Raw genomic sequence first — 17,970 nt, forward strand, 5'->3', positions numbered from 1 at the left:
AAAAACATGTAGGTTTGGGCAAAATTTCGAAGAAACACTATGGCAGAAGTTATCAGAATGCCCCTTTTAAGTGATACGATGACAGAAGGGGTGATTGCGGAATGGCATAAGAAGGTAGGCGATACCGTAAAGTCCGACGATATAATTGCCGAAGTGGAGACCGACAAGGCCACCATGGAGGTAATGGGATATGCGGACGGCACGTTGTTATATATTGGTGTGGAGAAAGGAAAGGCCGCCAAGGTAAATGAGATCATAGCCATTGTGGGTAAACCCGGCGAAGATTACAAACCTCTGCTGGAAGGCAACGGAGGCGCCCAGGCCGCCGCTCCCAAAGCAGACGCAGCCGCCCCCGCCCCGAAAGCGGAAGCCGCTCCTGCCGCTGCTCCCGCTGCAGCACAGGTAGACAAAGGCGCGCTGGACGCAGCCCTGAAAGACGCTACCGTGATCCGCATGCCGCTGCTCAGCGACACCATGACCGAAGGAAAGATCGTAACCTGGAATAAAAAAGTAGGCGATACCGTGAAGTCAGACGACGTGCTGGCCGAAGTGGAAACCGACAAGGCGACCATGGAAGTGATCGGTTATGCAGACGGTACCCTGCTGTATGTGGGCGTTCCCGAAGGCCAGGTGGCCAAGGTGAACGGCATCATAGCGATCGTAGGTAAAAAAGGCACCAACGTAGAACCCATACTGGCAGCCGAAACATCCGGCGGCGCCGCAGCTCCCCAGGCTGCTGCAACCGGTGGTTCAGCCGCTCCTGCCGCATCCGCTCCCGCAGCGGAAGCAGCGCCTGCCGCAGCCGCCTCCGGCGACGGAAGGGTGAAAGCCTCTCCCCTCGCTAAAAAGCTCGCTGAAGAAAAAGGCATCGACATCAGCCAGGTGCCCGGCACCGGCGATGGCGGCCGTATCGTGAAAAAAGATGTGGACAGCTTCGTGCCTTCCAAAGCCGCCCCTGCCGCAGCTCCCGCAGCCGCTGCCGGCGCTCCTGCCCCGAAAGTGGCCGCATTTGCGCCCGCAGGCCAGGAAGGCCATACCGATACCCCCGTATCGCAGATGCGCAAAGCCATCGCGCGCCGCCTCGGTGAAAGCAAGTTCTCCGCTCCGCACTTCTACCTTACCATGGAGATCAACATGGACAAGGCGATCGAAGCCCGCGAAGCCATCAATAAAGTATCTCCCGCCAAGGTTTCCTTCAACGACATGGTGATCAAAGCCTGCGCCATGGCGCTGCGCCAGCACCCTGACGTGAACAGCAGCTGGCTGGGAGACACCATCCGCCATCACCAGCACATCCACATCGGCTCCGCCGTGGCGGTAGACGAAGGGCTGATCGTTCCTGTGATCCGCTTTGCAGACCAGAAGAGCTTCTCCCAGATCGCGGCCGAAACCAAAGTGCTGAACGATAAAGCGAAGAACAAGAAATTACAGCCGCAAGACTACACCGGCAATACCTTCACCGTATCCAACCTGGGTATGATGGGCATCGAGCAGTTCACCGCCATCATCAACCCGCCTGATTCCGCCATCCTCGCGGTAGGCGCCATCAAGGAAACAGTGATCGTGGAAAACGGCCAGTTCAAAGCCACCAACGTCATGAAAGTGACCATGAGCTGCGACCACCGTACGGTAGACGGCGCAGTGGGCTCCCGCTTCCTCGTAACGCTGAAAGGCTACCTGGAGAACCCGGTTACCATGTTCGTATAACAATATTGCAGTATATCAAAGGCCGTTCCGCTACCGGGACGGCCTTTTTATTTTCTCCCGACCGCATCTCCGTACATCCGTTCCCGTTAAAATACCATCATTCCGGGCTGCATAAGATTTTCCACTGTCTTTTTCGTTCAGTTTGTTTGAAAAAAATCTAAAAATCTCGCCATATTTTATTAAATTGATATCCATTCCCCCAAATAATACGCAATGCCGGTTCCCAAAAATGCCCTCAAATGGTTTGAAATACCAGTCAGCAATTTTGATCGGGCCAGAAAATTTTACAACACCGTATTTAATTTCGAGCTGCAGGAAGCCCGGGTGCGGGGCAACCGTATGGGATTGTTCCCCTGTGGCGAACAGCACGGCGGCGTGGGCGGGGCGATCGTGGAAGGGCCTGATGCGGTGCCAAGCCAGCGTGGCTGCGTAGTCTATTTTTATTGCGGGCCGGACCTCTCGGAGGTGCTGGAACGCGTACCCGGCGCTGGCGGGCGCATCGTGCATGAAAAAGCGCCTATCTCCAACGAGCAGGAAATGGGTTACCAGGCTGTATTTACAGACAGCGAAGGCAACCGGATCGGGTTGCACTCGGAAGCATGAGGCTTATCATCACATATAAATTTCTCTAAATCGATTTACTACGGTTCCATTATGGTATCCCTACTAAAGCCTTACTAAAGCCCTACTAAAGCCCCGGCTTATATGCACGTCTTTCTCCATTCTCTCCTAAAATAATTTTCAATAACTTTTGAAAGTTCAAAAACATTCTATAGCTTTGAGATATGAAATTGCCAGAAGCCAAAGCACAGTTCATCCAGGCATGGGGCCTGCTGGGCGCGCAATGGGGCGTTAACCGCACCATGGCGCAGATCCATGCCCTCCTCCTCATCGCTCCCGAACCTATGAGCGCTGAAGAGATCATGGAAGCGCTGGACATCTCCCGCGGCAATGCCAACATGAACGTACGCGAGCTGATGAACTGGGGCATCGTGGAAAAAGTGCTCGTGCCCGGCGAAAGAAAAGAATTTTTTATCGCAGAGAAAGATATCTGGAAAGCGGGCACCGCCATCGCCCGCGAAAGGAAAAAACGCGAGCTGGACCCTATCCTCAAAGTATTGCTCCAGCTCAACAAAGTGGAAGGCGACCAGAAAGACAAACACGTAAAGGCTTTCCGGGAAACCATCCAGAACATCCAGAAATTCGCGCACCAGACCGATGCCGCGCTCAACGCCTTCATCAAATCCGAAGAACACTGGTTTTACAGCACCCTGCTGAAGGTGATCCGCTAAGATATGCTTCCCGGGCAGCCTTCATCATTTTTATATTATAATGTTTCATTTTTTTCTGAAAGTTCTAAAACATCCCTTGTATGAAAAATAAAAAGATCGTGATAGCAGGAGGCTCCGGGTTTATCGGCGCCGGGCTCATTGAATATTTCGGCGGCAGCAACGATATCGTGGTACTCACCCGCGGGAGCGGGTTGAACGGGCATGCCCGGCCCAACGTTACCTATGTGCAATGGGACGGCCGCCATACCGGCCCCTGGACGGAAGCGCTTGAAGGGGCGGACCTGCTGGTGAACCTCTCCGGCAAAAGTGTGAACTGCCGTTACACCGAAGCCAATAAAGCCGCGATATTCGACAGCCGCACCGCCAGCACCACCGCGCTGGGCGAGGCTATCAAAGGGCTGAAACAGCCGCCCGCGCTCTGGATCAACGCCGGTTCTGCTACCATCTACCGCCATGCGGAAGACCGGCCGATGGATGAATTCACCGGCGAGATCGAAAATGATTTTTCCGTGCAGGTTTGTAAGAAATGGGAACAGGCTTTCAACGATATCGCGCTTCCGCACACCCGCAAAGTGATCCTGCGCATCGCGGTGACGCTGGGGAAAGGCGGGGTGATGGAACCTTACCTCAACCTCGTGAAATTCGGGCTGGGCGGCCGCCAGGGCAATGGCAGGCAGCGTTACAGCTGGGTGCACGTCACCGACGTGGCGCGGATGATGGAATGGCTCTGCCACCACCCGGAATGCGAAGGCACGTATAACTGTTCCGCCCCCAATCCCGTAAGCAACACCGAATTCATGGCCACCCTGCGCAAAACCGCGGGCCATCTCTTCGGCCTTCCCGCCCCGGCGTGGATGCTGAGCATCGGCGCCGCGCTGATAGGCACGGAAACGGAATTGCTGCTCAAAAGCCGCTGGGTGCTGCCCACGCGTATCACACAGGCCGGGTTCACCTTCAAATACCCGCATTTGCGCGAAGCCATGCAACAGATCGTGGGACAATTGCCCCGGAAGGCGTATCATTTGTTCTGAAATGCAACAATGTCATGCATTCCATCGTGGTATAACTTTTGAGCCGTTCTGCATGGAATCATTAACTTTGGACCCATGGCAGATACACCTAAACTGACCGTTGTTCTCGGCGCTTCGCCCCACCCGGACCGCTACAGCTACCTGGCCGTTACCCGGCTGAGGGCGCACGGCCACCCGGTGCTCGCCATCGGCCAGCGGGACGGCAACATCGGCGATACGCCCATCACGGCAGCGCATCCGCAGGCAGAAGGCGTTGATACGGTCACGTTATACCTGAACCCGCTCCGGCAGCAGGAATACTACGATTACATCCTCAGCCTGAAACCCAAACGGATCATTTTTAACCCCGGCACGGAAAACCCCGAACTCATCCAGCTCGCTGAAGCCAACGGCATCAAGGCACAGCCCGCCTGCACGCTGGTGATGCTGAGCACCGGCCAGTACTAATCCACACAATTTCCCCAATCCTCCACCCTTCATATTGCGGTAACACTCACTGCAGTAAAAAGTCGTATATTCGGACAATACTTCATACATCCTGTTAACCCCTCCGGCCAAAGACCCAACAGACAGGCATTCGTATACGCTTTACCGTTCTAAACTTACAACCCATGAAATGGAGAAGATTCAACGGCGAACCTATTCAGTTGCCCATTAAGGAGGAAGTGCGGCACGCCATCGTCCGGGAAACCGGCCTTGGCCACCGCTTAAAGGTCTGCATCGGCACAGACTCACAGGTAAAAGGGCTTGAAACGGAATTTGCCACCGTTATCGTGTTCCTGCGTGAAGGCCACGGCGGGTTCATGTTCATCCACAACGAAAAAACGCGGGACGTTTATTCCATCAAAGAAAGAATGCTGGTGGAAGTCGCAAAAAGCATCGAGATCGCGTATGAATTATGCGACCTGTTCACCGAGTACGATGTGGACATGGAAGTGCATGCAGACATCAACACCAATCCCCAGTTCAAAAGCAACCTGGCCCTCCGGGAAGCCATGGGCTACATCCTCGGGATGGGGTTTGCCTTCAAGGCCAAGCCTGAAGCATTTGCCAGCAGCTCCTGCGCCAACAAGATCGTGAATTAAGCGATGCGCTGAAAGCGCCCGTTCATTTCGTCGATAAACTCCAGGATCTTGTCCCGGCCTGTTTTCTTGACGGTGGATGTGACGTAATTCGCCGGCAGGAACTGCCAGGTTTCGCGGAGTTTGTTCAAAAAAGCCTTCACATTACGGCTGGTTTCCAGCTGCGTGTTCTTGTCTGCCTTTGTAAAAACCAGCTGGAACGGCACCTGCCACTCCCCGAGCTGGTTAATGAACTCTATATCGATCTTCTGCGGGGTCAGCCGGCTGTCTATCAGCACAAACACATTCACCAGGTTGGGCCGTTTCCTCAAATAATTTTCGATCATCTGCTCCCAGCTGCGGCGCTGGCTCTGGGAAACCTTCGCAAAGCCATACCCTGGCAGGTCCACGATGTACCAGTCTTTATTGATCAGGAAATGATTGATCAGCTGCGTTTTACCCGGTGTGCCGGAGGTTTTTGCCAGGTTATGCTGGTTGGCCAGCATATTGATCAGGCTGCTTTTGCCCACGTTGGAACGGCCGATGAAAGCGTATTCCGGCATATCCGGCGGAGGGCACTTTTGCCAGTCCACATTACTGATCAGGTATTCAGCAGATTTGATCACCATAATTTTCCCATTTTGCGGCCCTTCTGTTACCTTTGCCCCACTATGGCGAGCAATGATGTACAGAAAGTGGTTCCTTTTGAAGGGTCAAAATTAAGCAAGAAGGAGCAGATAGCCCACATGTTCGATGATATTGCAGGCAGGTACGACTTCCTGAACCATTTCATGAGCATGGGCATAGACGTTCAGTGGCGCAAAAAAGCCCTCAGGCTGCTGCAGCCCCTTCAGCCCAAAACCATGCTGGACGTGGCCACAGGCACCGGCGACGTGGCCATTATGGCCCAGCGCATGCTGCAGCCCGAAAAGATCATCGGCATAGATATTTCTGAAGGAATGCTGGCCCTGGGCCGCGAAAAGGTCACTAAAGCCGGGCTGGACAGCGTTATTACCCTCCAGCAGGGCGACAGCGAAACAATAAGTTTCCCCGATGCAACGTTTGATGCCATAACGGCGGCCTTCGGCGTCCGGAATTTTGAGAACCTTGAAAAGGGGCTGGCGGAAATGTGCAGGGTGCTCAAACCCGGCGGGAAAGCGGTGATACTGGAGTTTTCCAATCCCACCAAAACGCCCGTGAAACAGTTGTATAATTTTTATTTTCGCTACATTACGCCCTTGATCGGGAAATGGATAGCCCGGAACAAAGCAGCATACAGCTATTTGCCCGACTCTGTGAAGGCTTTCCCGCAAGGCCAGGCGATGTGCGATATTTTACACAAAGTTGGGTTCCAGGCTGTTACATGCAAAACGCTAACCTTCGGAATATGTTCAATTTATTGCGCTACCCGCTAACGGGGGCATTGTTACTCCTTTTAAGTACCATATCACTCTCTGCCAGCGCGCAAATGAACATGGAGGAACATGACCGCAAGCCCTACTACTTCGGCATCACCCTGGCCGCGAACCAGTCCTATTTCAGGCTCTCGCATTCAGACCTCTTCCTCCACCAGGATTCCATCATGGTGGCAGAACCGCTGAAGACCGTCGGCTTCAACCTCGGCCTGCTGGCCAATCTCCGCCTCAGCAACCGGTTCGACCTCCGCTTCAACCCGCAGCTCTTTTTCGCCAATAAGAACCTCTATTTCCGCGAAAACTACCCGGACCGCGCCACCGAAAAGAAAGTGGAATCCATCGTGGTGAGTTTTCCCCTGCAAATAAAATTCAAATCGGACCGCATCGGCAACATGCGCGTATACACTATCGCCGGCATGAAGCTGGACCACGACCTCGCGTCCAACAAAAGCGTGCGCCTGGCGGAAGATCTCGTGAAGATCAACAAGACCACTTATGGTTATGAACTTGGCGCGGGGTTCGAATTTTATTTCCCTTCCTTCATCTTCACCCCGGAATTCAAGATCAGCAACGGTTTGAACGATGTGCACGTGCGGGACCCCAACCTCCGTTATTCCAACGTGATCGACCAGCTCAATTCCCGCATGATCGTGTTTTCCATCCATCTTCAGGGGTAAAGTTTTACCTTTGCGGCATGCAAAATGTCATCATCAAAAATATATCCGTAGTAAATGAAGGCGTTACCAGCGTGCAGGACGTGCTGCTGCGCAACGGCCGTATCGAAAAGATCGCCCCGCAGATCAGTGAAACAGGCAAAGAGATAAACGGCACCGGCAAGCACCTGCTGCCCGGCGTGATAGACGACCAGGTGCACTTCCGCGAGCCCGGCCTCACCCACAAGGCCACCATCCGCTCAGAAGCCCGCGCAGCCGTGGCCGGCGGCACCACCAGCTTCATGGAAATGCCCAATACCAAGCCTGAAGCCGTTACACAGGAAAGATTAGAAGAAAAATACGACATCGGCGCCCGTACCTCGCTGGCCAACTACTCCTTTTTTATGGGCGTGGCCAACGACAATGCGGAAGAAGTGCTGAAGACCAATGCGAAGAAAGACCGCGTAGCCGGCGTGAAGATATTCATGGGCTCATCCACCGGCAATATGCTGGTAGACAATTTCCTTACCCTCGAAAAGATCTTCTCCGAAATAGAACTGCTGATCGCTACCCATTGCGAAGATGAAAAGATCATCCGCGCCAACATGGAGAAATACAAGCAGGAAAAAGGCGACAACCTTTCCGCGGCAGACCACCCGCTGATCCGCAACGAAGAGGCCTGCTTCGAGTCCTCGCTCGTGGCCGTGCAGTTTGCCATGAAACATAATTCCCGCCTGCACATCCTGCATATTTCCACCGAAAAGGAATTACAGCTGTTCAGCAACCTGCTGCCGCTGAAAGAAAAAAGGATCACCGCCGAAGTGTGCGTGCATCACCTCTGGTTTACCGCCAACGACTATACGAAATACGGCAACCTCATCAAATGCAATCCCGCCATTAAAGCGCCGCACCACCGCGAAGCGCTCTGGCAGGGCCTGCTGGACGATAAGCTGGATATCATTGCCACCGATCACGCGCCCCATACCTGGGACGAAAAGCAACAGGCCTACCTGCAGGCGCCTTCCGGCGTGCCGCTGGTGCAGCACAGCCTGCTCATGATGCTCGAGCAGGTAAAGGCAGGGCGTTTCTCCATCGAAAAAATGGTGCAGAAAATGAGCCACGCCCCGGCAGATTGTTTCCGCGTGCGCGAAAGAGGATACCTGCGCGAGGGTTATTTTGCAGACTGTGTGATCGTGGACCTCAATGCACAAACGACTGTCAGCAAATCCAATATCCACTACCATTGCGGCTGGAGCCCGTTTGAGGGACATACCTTCCCGGCGGCCGTTACCCATACCTTTGTGAATGGCCACCTGGCATACGAAAACGGTACGTTCAACGAAAACCAGCTGGGGCAACGGTTGTTATTCAACGCATAAGCTGCTGCCAATGAGCATAACGGGCCGGGAACCATGCGTTTCCGGCCCGTGTCATTTATGGAAAATTCACGGGCCTGCATCTTCCACGTTAACATGTTTCACTGTAAATTCACCAAAAATTCTGCGCATGGAGCTGGATAAAACAACCTACCTCGACCTGTCGATCTTTAACCGGGAAGACGAATATTCCCTGTTCCATAAGCTGGATTTTACCACTACCTCGGGCGGAAGGGAATACCTGCGCACGCTTTTCAGCAACCCGCTCAAAGACACCGAGGCCATCCGCAACCGCCAGCAAATGCTGCAGTTCCTGCTGGAAAAAGAAGACGCCTGGCCGCCGATGATCACCAACGGCACCATCGTGGTCGTGGAAAACTATCTCAATGCCGAGATAGAACCCATCTCCACCTCCGAAGGCCCGCTCCTGTATGTCAACGCGCTCATCACCAAAACCATTTACGCGCCCGATTTCGGGTTCATTAAATTTTCGTTCGACCAGCTGCTGAACCTCATCAATGGTTTCAGGTTCCTGACGGAAACCTTCCAGGCCACCGAAGCACCGGCCAACCTGCGCCTGCTGCTGGAAAGGGCGCGCATCCTCATCAACCAGCGCGAGTTTCACGACATCACCGCCATGCATGAACGGGGAACGCTGAATTTCGTGCAGATACTGCGCTACGACAAGCTCATCCGCAAGAGACATAAAAAAGTGCTCTGGGAGCTGACCGAGCTGTATACCCGGCTGGACGCGTATCACAGCATGGCCATGGCTATCCGTCATTTTAAGCTCAACTTCCCCGTGTTCTCAGAAGAAGGCAAACCTCATATCGAGATCAGGCAACTGTACCACATGATATTGCCGCAGCCCGTTGCCTACGACGTGGCGATGGACCCGCACCGGCATTTTATTTTCCTCACAGGCGCCAACATGGCGGGCAAGACCACCTTCATCAGGGCGGTGGGCATTGCCGTGTTCCTGGCGCACCTGGGCATGGGCGTGCCCGCGGAGAACATGCGACTGAGCTTCTTCCACGGCATCCTCAGCAATATCGACGTGAAGGATAACATCTTCAAAGGGGAAAGTTATTTCTACAACGAAGTGCAGCGCATCAAGAACACCATCATCAAGATCAGCGACGGCAAGAACTGGCTGATACTGATCGATGAAATGTTCAAAGGCACGAACGTTGAAGACGCGAAGAACTGTTCCCTGGCCGTGATCCGCGGGCTGCTGAACAATCACCGCTGCCTGTACATCCTTTCCACGCACCTGTACGAGATCGCGGAAGAGCTGCGCGGCGAAGACCAGATCATTTTTAAATATTTCCAGTCGGAAGTGATAGACGACAACCTGCATTTCACTTACGAGCTGAAAGACGGCATTGCGAAAGAAAAGATCGGGTACCTTATTTTGCGGAAAGAAAAAGTTATTGAGCTGCTGGCGAACATGAAATAAGAAATTCGTTATCTTCGGAAGGTAACAACCATTGTTTGTCCCATGCTCGTCAAGATCTTCGGCAGCGCCATTCACGGCGTGGAAGCCATTACCATTACGATAGAAGTGAACGTAGCCCCGGGCATACGTTTCTGCCTGGTCGGGCTGCCCGACAATGCCGTTAAGGAAAGCGAGTTCCGCATCGAAACGGTGATCAAGAACATCGGTTATAAAATGCCGCGCATGCGCACCGTGGTAAACATGGCGCCGGCAGGCATCCGCAAGGCGGGCTCCGCTTACGACCTGCCTATTGCCCTGGGCATCATTGCCGCATCGAATCAGGTTGCTTTCACCCGTTCCCCGCATACATACATCATCATGGGCGAGCTTTCGCTGGACGGGGCGCTGCGGCCTATCCGCGGCGTGCTGCCGATGGCCATGCAGGCGAAAAAAGAAGGTTTCAGCGGCATCATCCTGCCTATGCAGAACGCGCGGGAAGCAGCGGTGGTGGAAAGTTTGGAAGTATTCGGCATGCCGCATATCAGCGAAGTGCTGGCCTTTTTGCAGGGAGCAGAAAGACCGCCTGAAATTCCGCAGCCTTATTGCGCGGACTTTTCTTCCGAGGTGGATTTTGCAGAGATCAAAGGGCAGGGTACGGTGAAGCGCGCCATGGAAATAGCGGCGGCGGGCGGGCATAATATCATCCTGATAGGGCCGCCGGGAGCGGGCAAAACGATGCTGGCGAAAAGGCTGCCTACCATATTGCCGCCGCTGAGCCTTGAAGAAGCATTGGAAACCACCCGCATCCATTCTGTAGCAGGCAAGCTGGGTGAAGCGACCGGCATTATCACCATGCGCCCTTTCCGTTCGCCCCACCATACCATGAGCGATATGGCCATGGTAGGCGGCGGCAGCATTCCGCAGCCGGGTGAAATATCGCTTGCGCAAAATGGCGTTTTGTTCCTCGACGAATTGCCGGAATATAAACGCTCAGTACTGGAAGTACTGCGCCAGCCGATGGAAGAACGGAAGGTCACCATTTCCCGCGCGCGCAACTCAGCAGATTTTCCTGCCACTTTCATGCTGGTAGCCGCCATGAATCCCTGTCCCTGCGGCTATTTCAACCACCCGCAGAAAAGCTGCACCTGCATGCCGGGCATGGTACAGAAATACCTGAACCGCATCTCCGGCCCGCTGCTGGACCGCATAGACCTGCATGTGGAAGTGACACCGGTAAACCCGTCGTCGCTGGCAAGTACGGTACAGGCGGAAACAAGCGAAGAGGTACGTAAACGGGTGATCGCTGCGCGCAACAGGCAGGCCCTGCGTTTCCGGGAACTTAATAAACCCTTTCTCCCGGCTTCCGCCGGTTCCGGCGCAACAAGCTCTCCAGGAGCCGCTGTTTCCACGTATTCCAACGCGCAGATGAACGCAAAACAGTTACATCATTATTGCCGCCTGCCGCCCGAGGCGAGGGAACTGCTTTCGCAGGCCATGAAAAAATTGCAGCTGTCCGCCCGTGCGTACGAACGGATCATTAAAGTGAGCCGCACCATTGCAGACCTGGAAGATTCGGCAGCGATCACGCCGCATCATATCGCCGAGGCCATCCAGTACAGAACGCTGGACAGGGAGAGCTGGGGGCGGCAGTTTTAATGCGTGCCGTTCGTCTGCTCCACTTTCTTGTAATCCTCGCTCAGCTTCTTCTGCACATCGGCAGGAACAGGCGCGTATTCGGCGAACACCGCTTTAACTTTCGCTTTGCCCTGGGTAACGTTGCGGAGCGCGGCATAGAGCTTGTCCAGCTCGGCCTGCGGCGTCCGGGCTTTTATCACCTGGCTGGAAGAACCGCTGTCCATACCCGTGATCACACTGCGGTGGGTCTGCAGCTCGCTCATGATGTCGCCCATCATAACGTCGGGGGCGGTGGCTTCCAGGTCGTAGACCGGCTCCAGCAGCTGCGGGGCTGCCTGGTGGAAGGCTTCGCGGAAAGCCATCATGCCGGCTATTTTAAAGGAAATATCGTTGCTGTCTACTGGATGCATTTTGCCGTCGTACACGCTTACGCGTACGTCGCGCACGTAAGAGCCGGTGAGCGGGCCTTCCTGCATTTTTTCCATCACGCCTTTGAGGATGGAAGGCAGGAAACGCGCGTCTATCGCGCCGCCCACGATACAGTTGTTGAACACCAGCTTGCCGCCCCAGTTCAGCGCGATCTCTTCCGTATCGCGCACGGGCCATTCTTTGCTCACGGGCATGCCATCGTAGTAGGGTTCAATTTTCATATACACCTCGCCGAACTGCCCCGCGCCGCCGGATTGTTTTTTATGCCGGTAGCTGGCCAGGGCCGGCTTCTGGATGGTTTCGCGGTAAGGAATGCGCGCGGGAAGATATTCCACCTGCATGTTGTAGATGTTTTCCAGCCGCCATTTGGTCACTGCCAGGTGCAGCTCGCCCTGGCCGTGGAGGATCACCTGCTTCAGCTCGCGGTTGTATTCTATTTCCAGCGTAGGGTCTTCCGTATGTATCTCCGCGAGCACTTCGCCGAGCTTTTCATCATCCCCTTTGTTTTTCGCCACAATGGCCACCCGCACTTTCGGCGGAGGAAAGTGAATAGGCTCGATCTGTGCGGTGAAATTCTTTTCGTTGAGTGTATGATTGGTGAAAGTATTTTTCAGTTTGAGAGTGCAGCCGATGTCGCCGGAGCGCAGGCGGTCTACCGGCTGGCGGTTCTTACCGTCTGTGATGAACAGCTGGTTGAGCCTTTCCGTGGTGCTGCCCTTTTCATTGTACAGCTCCTGCCCTGTTTTTACTTCGCCGCTCATGACCTTGAAAAAGGAGAGTTTCCCGATATGCGGTTCCAGCAAGGTTTTGAATACGAACAGGCAGGTGGGGCCGGCGGGGGCGCAGGGCACTTCCTTTCCGTCTTCAGAAAGCTCGGGCGGCATTTCCACGGCAGAAGGCGCCACATTGTCGATAAAGCCCATCAGGCGGCCGCTGCCCATGTTGTTCCTGGCGCAGAGGCAGAAAACGGGGAATACCTGGTGCTTCATCATCCCGATCTTGATGCCCTGGCGCAGTTCGTCTTCATCCAGGCTGCCTTTTTCGAAGAACAGCTCCATCAGGGCATCATCGTTCTCCGCGGCTTTTTCCACGAGGGCGTTGTGCAGGTTGTCAGCCTGCTCACGCTCCTCCTCCGGGATGGGGAGTTTTTCAGGTTTGCCGCCTCCCGCGGGGAAGCGGTACATGGTCATTTTCAGCAGGTCGATAATGGCATTGAAACCGGGGCCCTGGTTCACAGGGTACTGCATAATGGTCACAGCATGGCCTAAAAACCCCCTGGCCTGTTCCAGCACCTGGTTATAGTTGGCATTTTCATGGTCAAGGTGGTTAACCGCGAGGATGGTGGGCCTGTTGTAACGGTCCACATAGTCCCAGATCAGCTCTGTGCCTACTTCCACGCCATTGTAGGCATGCAGCAGCAATACCGCGGTATCGCATACGCGTACGGACGATATCACTTCCCCGGCAAAATCTTCCAGCCCCGGGGTGTCGATGATATTGATCTTGTAATCGCGCCATTCCGTGTGCAACGTAGTGGCGTATACGGAATTGCCCCTTTCGTGCTCCACTTCATGGTAATCCGATACCGTGTTCCGCTCCTCCACGGAACCGCGTTTACTGATGATGCCGGCCTCGAACAGCATGTCCTCGGCCAGCGTGGTTTTGCCGCTCTTGGCAGCGCCAATGAGCACGACATTTTTAATGTGTTTTTCATCATACATTTTCATACGGCAGGAGTTTTAGCAGTGATGTACGCCGGGTTCTTGCGTATGCCGTTCGGGGAATAGTATCAGTTTTAAGGCTCAGAACATGCTGGTGGATAACCTTCCGGCTTATACTATTAAATTACGCAATTTTTAGGGTAAATACCGTGATAAGTACAGTTTAAAATTAATGTTCCAACATCAATACAGCCCCTTTTTCCAGTAACTTTGCCCCATGAAATTGTTGCTTAAATATCTTCAGAACTATAAATGGCTCATCGCGCTGGCATTGCTGCTGGCGGCTGTCAACCAGGTGTTTTCCCTCATGGACCCCTGGATATTCGGGATGATCGTGGACAAATTCGCATCACACCCGGCCACCCTTCATGCAGAAGGCAAAGGCCCTGTGATCTTCCGCAGCGAGAACCAATATATCACAGGCGTGCTGCTGTTGTTGCTGGCTTCCATCGGCGTGGCCATGGTCAGCCGCATTGCGAAAGCTTTCCAGGATTATTTCGTGAGCGCCATTACTCAAAAGCTGGGCGCGCAGATGTATACCGATGGCCTGCGCCATTCCATGCGGCTGCCTTACCAGGAATTTGAGGACCAGCGCTCCGGCGAAACCCTGGCCGTGCTGCAGAAGGTGCGGCTGGACAGTGAAAAATTCATTTCCGCTTTCATCAACATCCTTTTCACCACCTTCATTGGCGTGGTGGTGGTGATGGCATTCGCCTACAGGGTGCATTGGAGCCTGGTTTTCGTGTACTTCGGCGGCAGCGTGATACTGGGCTGGCTGATGAATGTGCTCAGTAAAAAGATCAAGACCATCCAGAAGAGCATCGTGAAAGAGACCACCGTGCTGGCAGGCGCCACCACGGAGAGCCTGCGGAACATCGAGCTGGTGAAGAGCCTGGGGCTTACCCACCAGGAGATCCGCCGCCTGAATGCGAACACCATGAAAATATTGCTGCTGGAACTGAAGAAGGTGCGCAGCGTGCGCAGCATCGCGTTCGTACAGGGCACTTTCGTGAACCTGCTGCGTTCCAGCATCCTGTTCCTGCTGCTGTGGCTGGTGTACGGGGATGTGGCCACCATCGGCCAGCTCTTCACCCTGCAGCTGTACTCCTTCTTCCTCTTCGGACCATTGCAGGAATTGGGCAACATCATCCTCGCCTACCGCGAAGCACAGGTTTCCCTCGGCAATTTCGAGCGGATACTGCAAACGCCGGTAGAAGCAACGCCCGAGAACCCGCCCAAGCTCTCCAATATCCGCGAACTGACATTCAACCAGGTAGGATTCAAACACCTTACCGCGCTCAACAAAGCACTGGACGATATCAACTTCTCCGTAAAAACAGGCGAGACCATCGCGTTCGTTGGTCCTTCAGGAAGCGGGAAGACCACGCTGGTAAAGCTTTTGGTTGGCTTGTACAAACCCGGCGAAGGCGACATCCTCTACAACGGGCTCAACAGTTCGAGCATAGACATCGAGGAGCTGCGGCACCAGATCGGGTTTGTAACGCAGGACACGCAGCTGTTTTCCGGCACCATCCGCGAGAACCTTGCTTTCGTAAACCCCAGGGCCACGGAAGAAGAAATGATGAGCGCCCTGCAACGCGCATCCGCCTACAGCCTGCTGGCCCGGGCGGAGAAAGGCATAGACACCGTGATCGGCGAAGGCGGCATCAAGATCTCCGGCGGTGAGAAACAACGTTTGTCCATTGCCCGCGCACTGCTGCGCCAGCCGCGCCTGCTGGTGTTCGACGAAGCCACTTCCGCGCTGGATTCCATCACCGAAGAAGAGATCACCCAAACCGTGCGCCAGGTGACCTCCAGCAAAGAACATATTACCGTGATGATCGCTCACAGGCTGAGTACCATCATGCATGCAGACCGCATTTACGTGCTCGAAAAAGGCCGTATCGTGGAAACCGGTACCCACTACTCCCTGCTGGATGAAAAAGGGCTGTATTACGCCATGTGGCGCCAGCAGATCGGGGAAAGGAAAAGCTCCGAAAGCGCACAACCCGTGGCATAAACCGGGTTTCATAATAAACTTTATAAGCAGGGCAATGATAGTTATCATTGCCCTGCGCCGTTAAAAAAACGTAACTTTGCCGCACCATGAAGAAAAGACCGAATTATTTCCTGAGCATGCTCAAAATGAAATGCCCGCATTGCCGGAGGGGAGATATGTTCCGCACAAAGAACCCTTTCCACTGGCGGCTTTCCAGGATACTGGACATGCACGAGCATTGCCCCGTATGCGATCAGAAATTTGAGCTGGAAACAGGTTTCTGGTTCGGCACCGGCTACGTAAGTTATGCGCTGGGCGTGGCACTGTCCGTCTTCAACCTGATCTGGTACTGGCTGATATTCGGCATGTCCTTCTGGGACAACAGTATTTTCTGGTGGTTAGGCGTGAACGGGGTTATCCTCATAGTCGCACAGCCCTGGCTGATGCGTATTTCCCGTGTTATTTACCTGTACTTCTTCGTGTATTACGACGAAGATACAGCCGGCCTGCCGGATGCAGATCATAAGCATGGTGAACACTCCCGTCCGCACCCGGCAGGGCATTCACATTAAATGGTATACTAAAGATATTGATTCAGGAAGGGCCGTGAAAACGGCCCTTTTTGCTTTTCATCCAAAATCTGAGCAGTATGTCAGATCATCTTTAGTCCGTTTAATATGTTCGAAACCGGCTTCCCGGTTAATAGTTTCATCAACTAACAAATATATCCTTTCCACTCCACTCTTTTGCGGCTTTTTTGTACGAACGGCAGCAGCGGGGTTTTGGCGCACATCAGATACAGTTATAAACGGTAAGCACATGCATATTTGCGAAAATGCATGGTAAGTCGCGTTGACATATTTCTTCTTCATGTAAAATACAGCTTTTTACTATTTGCAACAACGATGCATTTAATTAGATTTGCAACTTTGTTGCACTTATTAAAACACCATCAATGAAAAGAATCCTGACACCCGTAACGCTTGCTTTACTATTGCTGGCGGCCTGTAAGAAAAACGACCACCCTGCGGAACCTGAAAAGCCGGAAGCGGAATACCTGCGGCTGGTGGTATCTGATGCGGAGAAAGCGCAGATCACTGTACTGGAGCCGGTTTCAAAGAAAACGGCCGTCTACCCCGTGCACTCCGCCAAACCCACGCTTTACGCCACCAGCACAGGCCAGTTTGCGGCCGTTATCAGCCGTGCGGCCAACCTCGTGGAATTTCTTAATACCGGCATCGAAGCGCATGGCGGGCACCTGCATGTTCATCCGCAGGAAATGTCGCCCGTGCAATTCACCCAGGCAGGCCCCACGCACTTCTTTGCGCATGAAGGGCTGAACGCCATCTTCAACGACGGCGCGGGCAGCCTCAGCCTGTTCAAAGACAGCGACCTGGAAGACGGCGAAGGCCGCGTACTTCCCGTAGCAGCGCCACATCACGGCGCTATGGTGATCTACGACGACCACACCATTGCCGTGACGCAAAAAGACGGCTCCGCCAGCGGCACCCTGCCGGAAAAAGTAAAGATCATCGACCGCTTCGGCGCAACGCTGCATGAGGCGAAGATCGTGACCAAAGGCATTCACGGCGACGCCGGGAACGGCAAGCTGGCGGCCTTCGGCAGCCAGGACGGTATTCTCATCGTCCAGCAAAATGGCACTCAGTCTTTGATCAATTATCCTGCTGACTTTGGTACCAATTGGCTCGGCACCGTGCTGGGCAGGAAAGGCCTGCCGCATTTCTTCGGCTACACCGCCGCGCTCGGCCTTTACAAGATCGACCCGGCCAATTCGCAGATCACGCCGGTGCTGAAGAACGACAATCAAAACATCGTGCAGTATGTGCTGGACACGGATGGGAAATTCCTGTACGTGCTGCTGAAGAACGGCAACATCAAAGTATTCGATGCAGTGACCGCGCAATTAAAGACAGAAGGGAAAGTGACTGCCGCCATTGCAGATGGCACAGCGGCAGAAAGCATTCCGTCCTTTGCCGTTTCGAAAAAGATCGTATACATCACCGACCCTGCAAACGGCGCAGTGAAGATGTTCCACGCCGGCAACCTGAAAGAAACAGGCAGCCTGAACGTAGGCGGCAAACCCTACAAGCTGCTGGTAGTAGGCGACCAGTCAGGGTTGCAGGTGGAAGACCATTGATCAACAGGGCCATCATCCATTAAAACAAAAGAGAGCGCCCATAAAGGCGCTCTCT

At 54.0% G+C, this 17,970-nt stretch carries 17 protein-coding genes; 14 read left to right on the plus strand and 3 right to left on the minus strand.

The features are described from left to right. The first annotated feature begins 39 nt into the window (after positions 1-39). The 6 genes from R3I13_RS02095 (at position 40) to R3I13_RS02120 (ending at position 5,115) form a co-directional block, all read left to right on the plus strand. Complete coding sequence (locus R3I13_RS02095; RefSeq protein WP_346316259.1) at positions 40-1,707, plus strand: pyruvate dehydrogenase complex dihydrolipoamide acetyltransferase; 1,668 nt, start codon at positions 40-42, stop codon at positions 1,705-1,707. A gap of 213 nt (positions 1,708-1,920) precedes the next feature. Continuing rightward, on the plus strand, positions 1,921-2,310 hold the full coding sequence (locus tag R3I13_RS02100; RefSeq protein WP_346316260.1) for a VOC family protein: 390 nt from the start codon (positions 1,921-1,923) through the stop codon (positions 2,308-2,310). 182 nt (positions 2,311-2,492) lie between these two features. Beyond that, entirely contained in the window at positions 2,493-2,999 is a 507-nt protein-coding gene (locus R3I13_RS02105) for a MarR family transcriptional regulator (protein ID WP_346316261.1), read from the plus strand. 80 nt (positions 3,000-3,079) lie between these two features. Beyond that, positions 3,080-4,030: a TIGR01777 family oxidoreductase gene (locus R3I13_RS02110; protein ID WP_346316262.1), complete on the plus strand. Its 951-nt coding sequence runs from the start codon at positions 3,080-3,082 to the stop codon at positions 4,028-4,030. 75 nt (positions 4,031-4,105) lie between these two features. Beyond that, the gene (locus tag R3I13_RS02115; RefSeq protein WP_346316263.1) at positions 4,106-4,477 is read left to right on the plus strand and encodes a CoA-binding protein; all 372 of its coding nucleotides are present in this window, start codon (positions 4,106-4,108) and stop codon (positions 4,475-4,477) included. A gap of 164 nt (positions 4,478-4,641) precedes the next feature. Beyond that, complete coding sequence (locus tag R3I13_RS02120) at positions 4,642-5,115, plus strand: ribonuclease H-like YkuK family protein (protein ID WP_120518413.1); 474 nt, start codon at positions 4,642-4,644, stop codon at positions 5,113-5,115. Here R3I13_RS02120 and yihA read toward each other — a convergent pair. Continuing rightward, complete coding sequence (yihA, locus tag R3I13_RS02125; RefSeq protein ID WP_346316264.1) at positions 5,112-5,720, minus strand: ribosome biogenesis GTP-binding protein YihA/YsxC; 609 nt, start codon at positions 5,718-5,720, stop codon at positions 5,112-5,114. The genes R3I13_RS02120 and yihA overlap by 4 nt on opposite strands. Positions 5,721-5,762: 42 nt before the next feature. Between yihA and ubiE the strand changes: the two genes are divergently transcribed. The 5 genes from ubiE to R3I13_RS02150 all read left to right on the plus strand — a co-directional run bounded on the left by ubiE (position 5,763) and on the right by R3I13_RS02150 (position 11,629). Next, positions 5,763-6,506: a bifunctional demethylmenaquinone methyltransferase/2-methoxy-6-polyprenyl-1,4-benzoquinol methylase UbiE gene (gene ubiE / locus R3I13_RS02130; protein WP_346316265.1), complete on the plus strand. Its 744-nt coding sequence runs from the start codon at positions 5,763-5,765 to the stop codon at positions 6,504-6,506. Continuing rightward, positions 6,479-7,183, plus strand: coding sequence for an outer membrane beta-barrel protein (locus R3I13_RS02135; RefSeq protein WP_346316266.1), 705 nt, complete (start codon positions 6,479-6,481; stop codon positions 7,181-7,183). The genes ubiE and R3I13_RS02135 overlap by 28 nt, the downstream gene beginning before the upstream one ends. A gap of 17 nt (positions 7,184-7,200) precedes the next feature. Further along, positions 7,201-8,538, plus strand: coding sequence for a dihydroorotase (locus tag R3I13_RS02140; protein WP_346316267.1), 1,338 nt, complete (start codon positions 7,201-7,203; stop codon positions 8,536-8,538). A gap of 127 nt (positions 8,539-8,665) precedes the next feature. Continuing rightward, a complete protein-coding gene (locus R3I13_RS02145; protein WP_346316268.1) occupies positions 8,666-9,994 on the plus strand; it encodes a DNA mismatch repair protein MutS in 1,329 nt (442 codons plus the stop codon). A gap of 42 nt (positions 9,995-10,036) precedes the next feature. Beyond that, on the plus strand, positions 10,037-11,629 hold the full coding sequence (locus tag R3I13_RS02150; protein ID WP_346316269.1) for a YifB family Mg chelatase-like AAA ATPase: 1,593 nt from the start codon (positions 10,037-10,039) through the stop codon (positions 11,627-11,629). Here R3I13_RS02150 and R3I13_RS02155 read toward each other — a convergent pair. Beyond that, on the minus strand, positions 11,626-13,764 hold the full coding sequence (locus R3I13_RS02155) for an elongation factor G (RefSeq protein WP_346316270.1): 2,139 nt from the start codon (positions 13,762-13,764) through the stop codon (positions 11,626-11,628). The two genes, R3I13_RS02150 and R3I13_RS02155, sit on opposite strands and share 4 nt — an antisense overlap. Before the next feature lie 211 nt (positions 13,765-13,975). Between R3I13_RS02155 and R3I13_RS02160 the strand changes: the two genes are divergently transcribed. Together R3I13_RS02160 and R3I13_RS02165 are read left to right on the plus strand one after the other, a co-directional pair. Next, complete coding sequence (locus R3I13_RS02160; RefSeq protein WP_346316271.1) at positions 13,976-15,778, plus strand: ABC transporter ATP-binding protein; 1,803 nt, start codon at positions 13,976-13,978, stop codon at positions 15,776-15,778. Between the two features lie 86 nt (positions 15,779-15,864). Beyond that, positions 15,865-16,329, plus strand: coding sequence for a DUF983 domain-containing protein (locus R3I13_RS02165; RefSeq protein WP_346316272.1), 465 nt, complete (start codon positions 15,865-15,867; stop codon positions 16,327-16,329). 57 nt (positions 16,330-16,386) lie between these two features. Here R3I13_RS02165 and R3I13_RS02170 read toward each other — a convergent pair whose 3' ends face one another. Next, entirely contained in the window at positions 16,387-16,629 is a 243-nt protein-coding gene (locus R3I13_RS02170; protein ID WP_346316273.1) for a hypothetical protein, read from the minus strand. Between the two features lie 83 nt (positions 16,630-16,712). Between R3I13_RS02170 and R3I13_RS02175 the strand changes: the two genes are divergently transcribed. Next, entirely contained in the window at positions 16,713-17,915 is a 1,203-nt protein-coding gene (locus R3I13_RS02175) for a hypothetical protein (protein WP_346316274.1), read from the plus strand. The last annotated feature ends 55 nt before the right edge of the window (positions 17,916-17,970 follow it).

Origin of the sequence: Chitinophaga sp. YIM B06452, from assembly GCF_039655965.1 — a bacterium.
Classification (GTDB): domain Bacteria; phylum Bacteroidota; class Bacteroidia; order Chitinophagales; family Chitinophagaceae; genus Chitinophaga.

Coding starts and splice junctions, on each gene's coding strand:
- R3I13_RS02095 (WP_346316259.1), top strand. CDS start 40: ATGGCAGAAGTTATCAGAATGCCCCTTTTAAGTGATACGATGACAGAA.
- R3I13_RS02100 (WP_346316260.1), top strand. CDS start 1,921: ATGCCGGTTCCCAAAAATGCCCTCAAATGGTTTGAAATACCAGTCAGC.
- R3I13_RS02105 (WP_346316261.1), top strand. CDS start 2,493: ATGAAATTGCCAGAAGCCAAAGCACAGTTCATCCAGGCATGGGGCCTG.
- R3I13_RS02110 (WP_346316262.1), top strand. CDS start 3,080: ATGAAAAATAAAAAGATCGTGATAGCAGGAGGCTCCGGGTTTATCGGC.
- R3I13_RS02115 (WP_346316263.1), top strand. CDS start 4,106: ATGGCAGATACACCTAAACTGACCGTTGTTCTCGGCGCTTCGCCCCAC.
- R3I13_RS02120 (WP_120518413.1), top strand. CDS start 4,642: ATGAAATGGAGAAGATTCAACGGCGAACCTATTCAGTTGCCCATTAAG.
- yihA (WP_346316264.1), bottom strand. CDS start 5,720: ATGGTGATCAAATCTGCTGAATACCTGATCAGTAATGTGGACTGGCAA.
- ubiE (WP_346316265.1), top strand. CDS start 5,763: ATGGCGAGCAATGATGTACAGAAAGTGGTTCCTTTTGAAGGGTCAAAA.
- R3I13_RS02135 (WP_346316266.1), top strand. CDS start 6,479: ATGTTCAATTTATTGCGCTACCCGCTAACGGGGGCATTGTTACTCCTT.
- R3I13_RS02140 (WP_346316267.1), top strand. CDS start 7,201: ATGCAAAATGTCATCATCAAAAATATATCCGTAGTAAATGAAGGCGTT.
- R3I13_RS02145 (WP_346316268.1), top strand. CDS start 8,666: ATGGAGCTGGATAAAACAACCTACCTCGACCTGTCGATCTTTAACCGG.
- R3I13_RS02150 (WP_346316269.1), top strand. CDS start 10,037: ATGCTCGTCAAGATCTTCGGCAGCGCCATTCACGGCGTGGAAGCCATT.
- R3I13_RS02155 (WP_346316270.1), bottom strand. CDS start 13,764: ATGAAAATGTATGATGAAAAACACATTAAAAATGTCGTGCTCATTGGC.
- R3I13_RS02160 (WP_346316271.1), top strand. CDS start 13,976: ATGAAATTGTTGCTTAAATATCTTCAGAACTATAAATGGCTCATCGCG.
- R3I13_RS02165 (WP_346316272.1), top strand. CDS start 15,865: ATGAAGAAAAGACCGAATTATTTCCTGAGCATGCTCAAAATGAAATGC.
- R3I13_RS02170 (WP_346316273.1), bottom strand. CDS start 16,629: ATGAAGAAGAAATATGTCAACGCGACTTACCATGCATTTTCGCAAATA.
- R3I13_RS02175 (WP_346316274.1), top strand. CDS start 16,713: ATGAAAAGAATCCTGACACCCGTAACGCTTGCTTTACTATTGCTGGCG.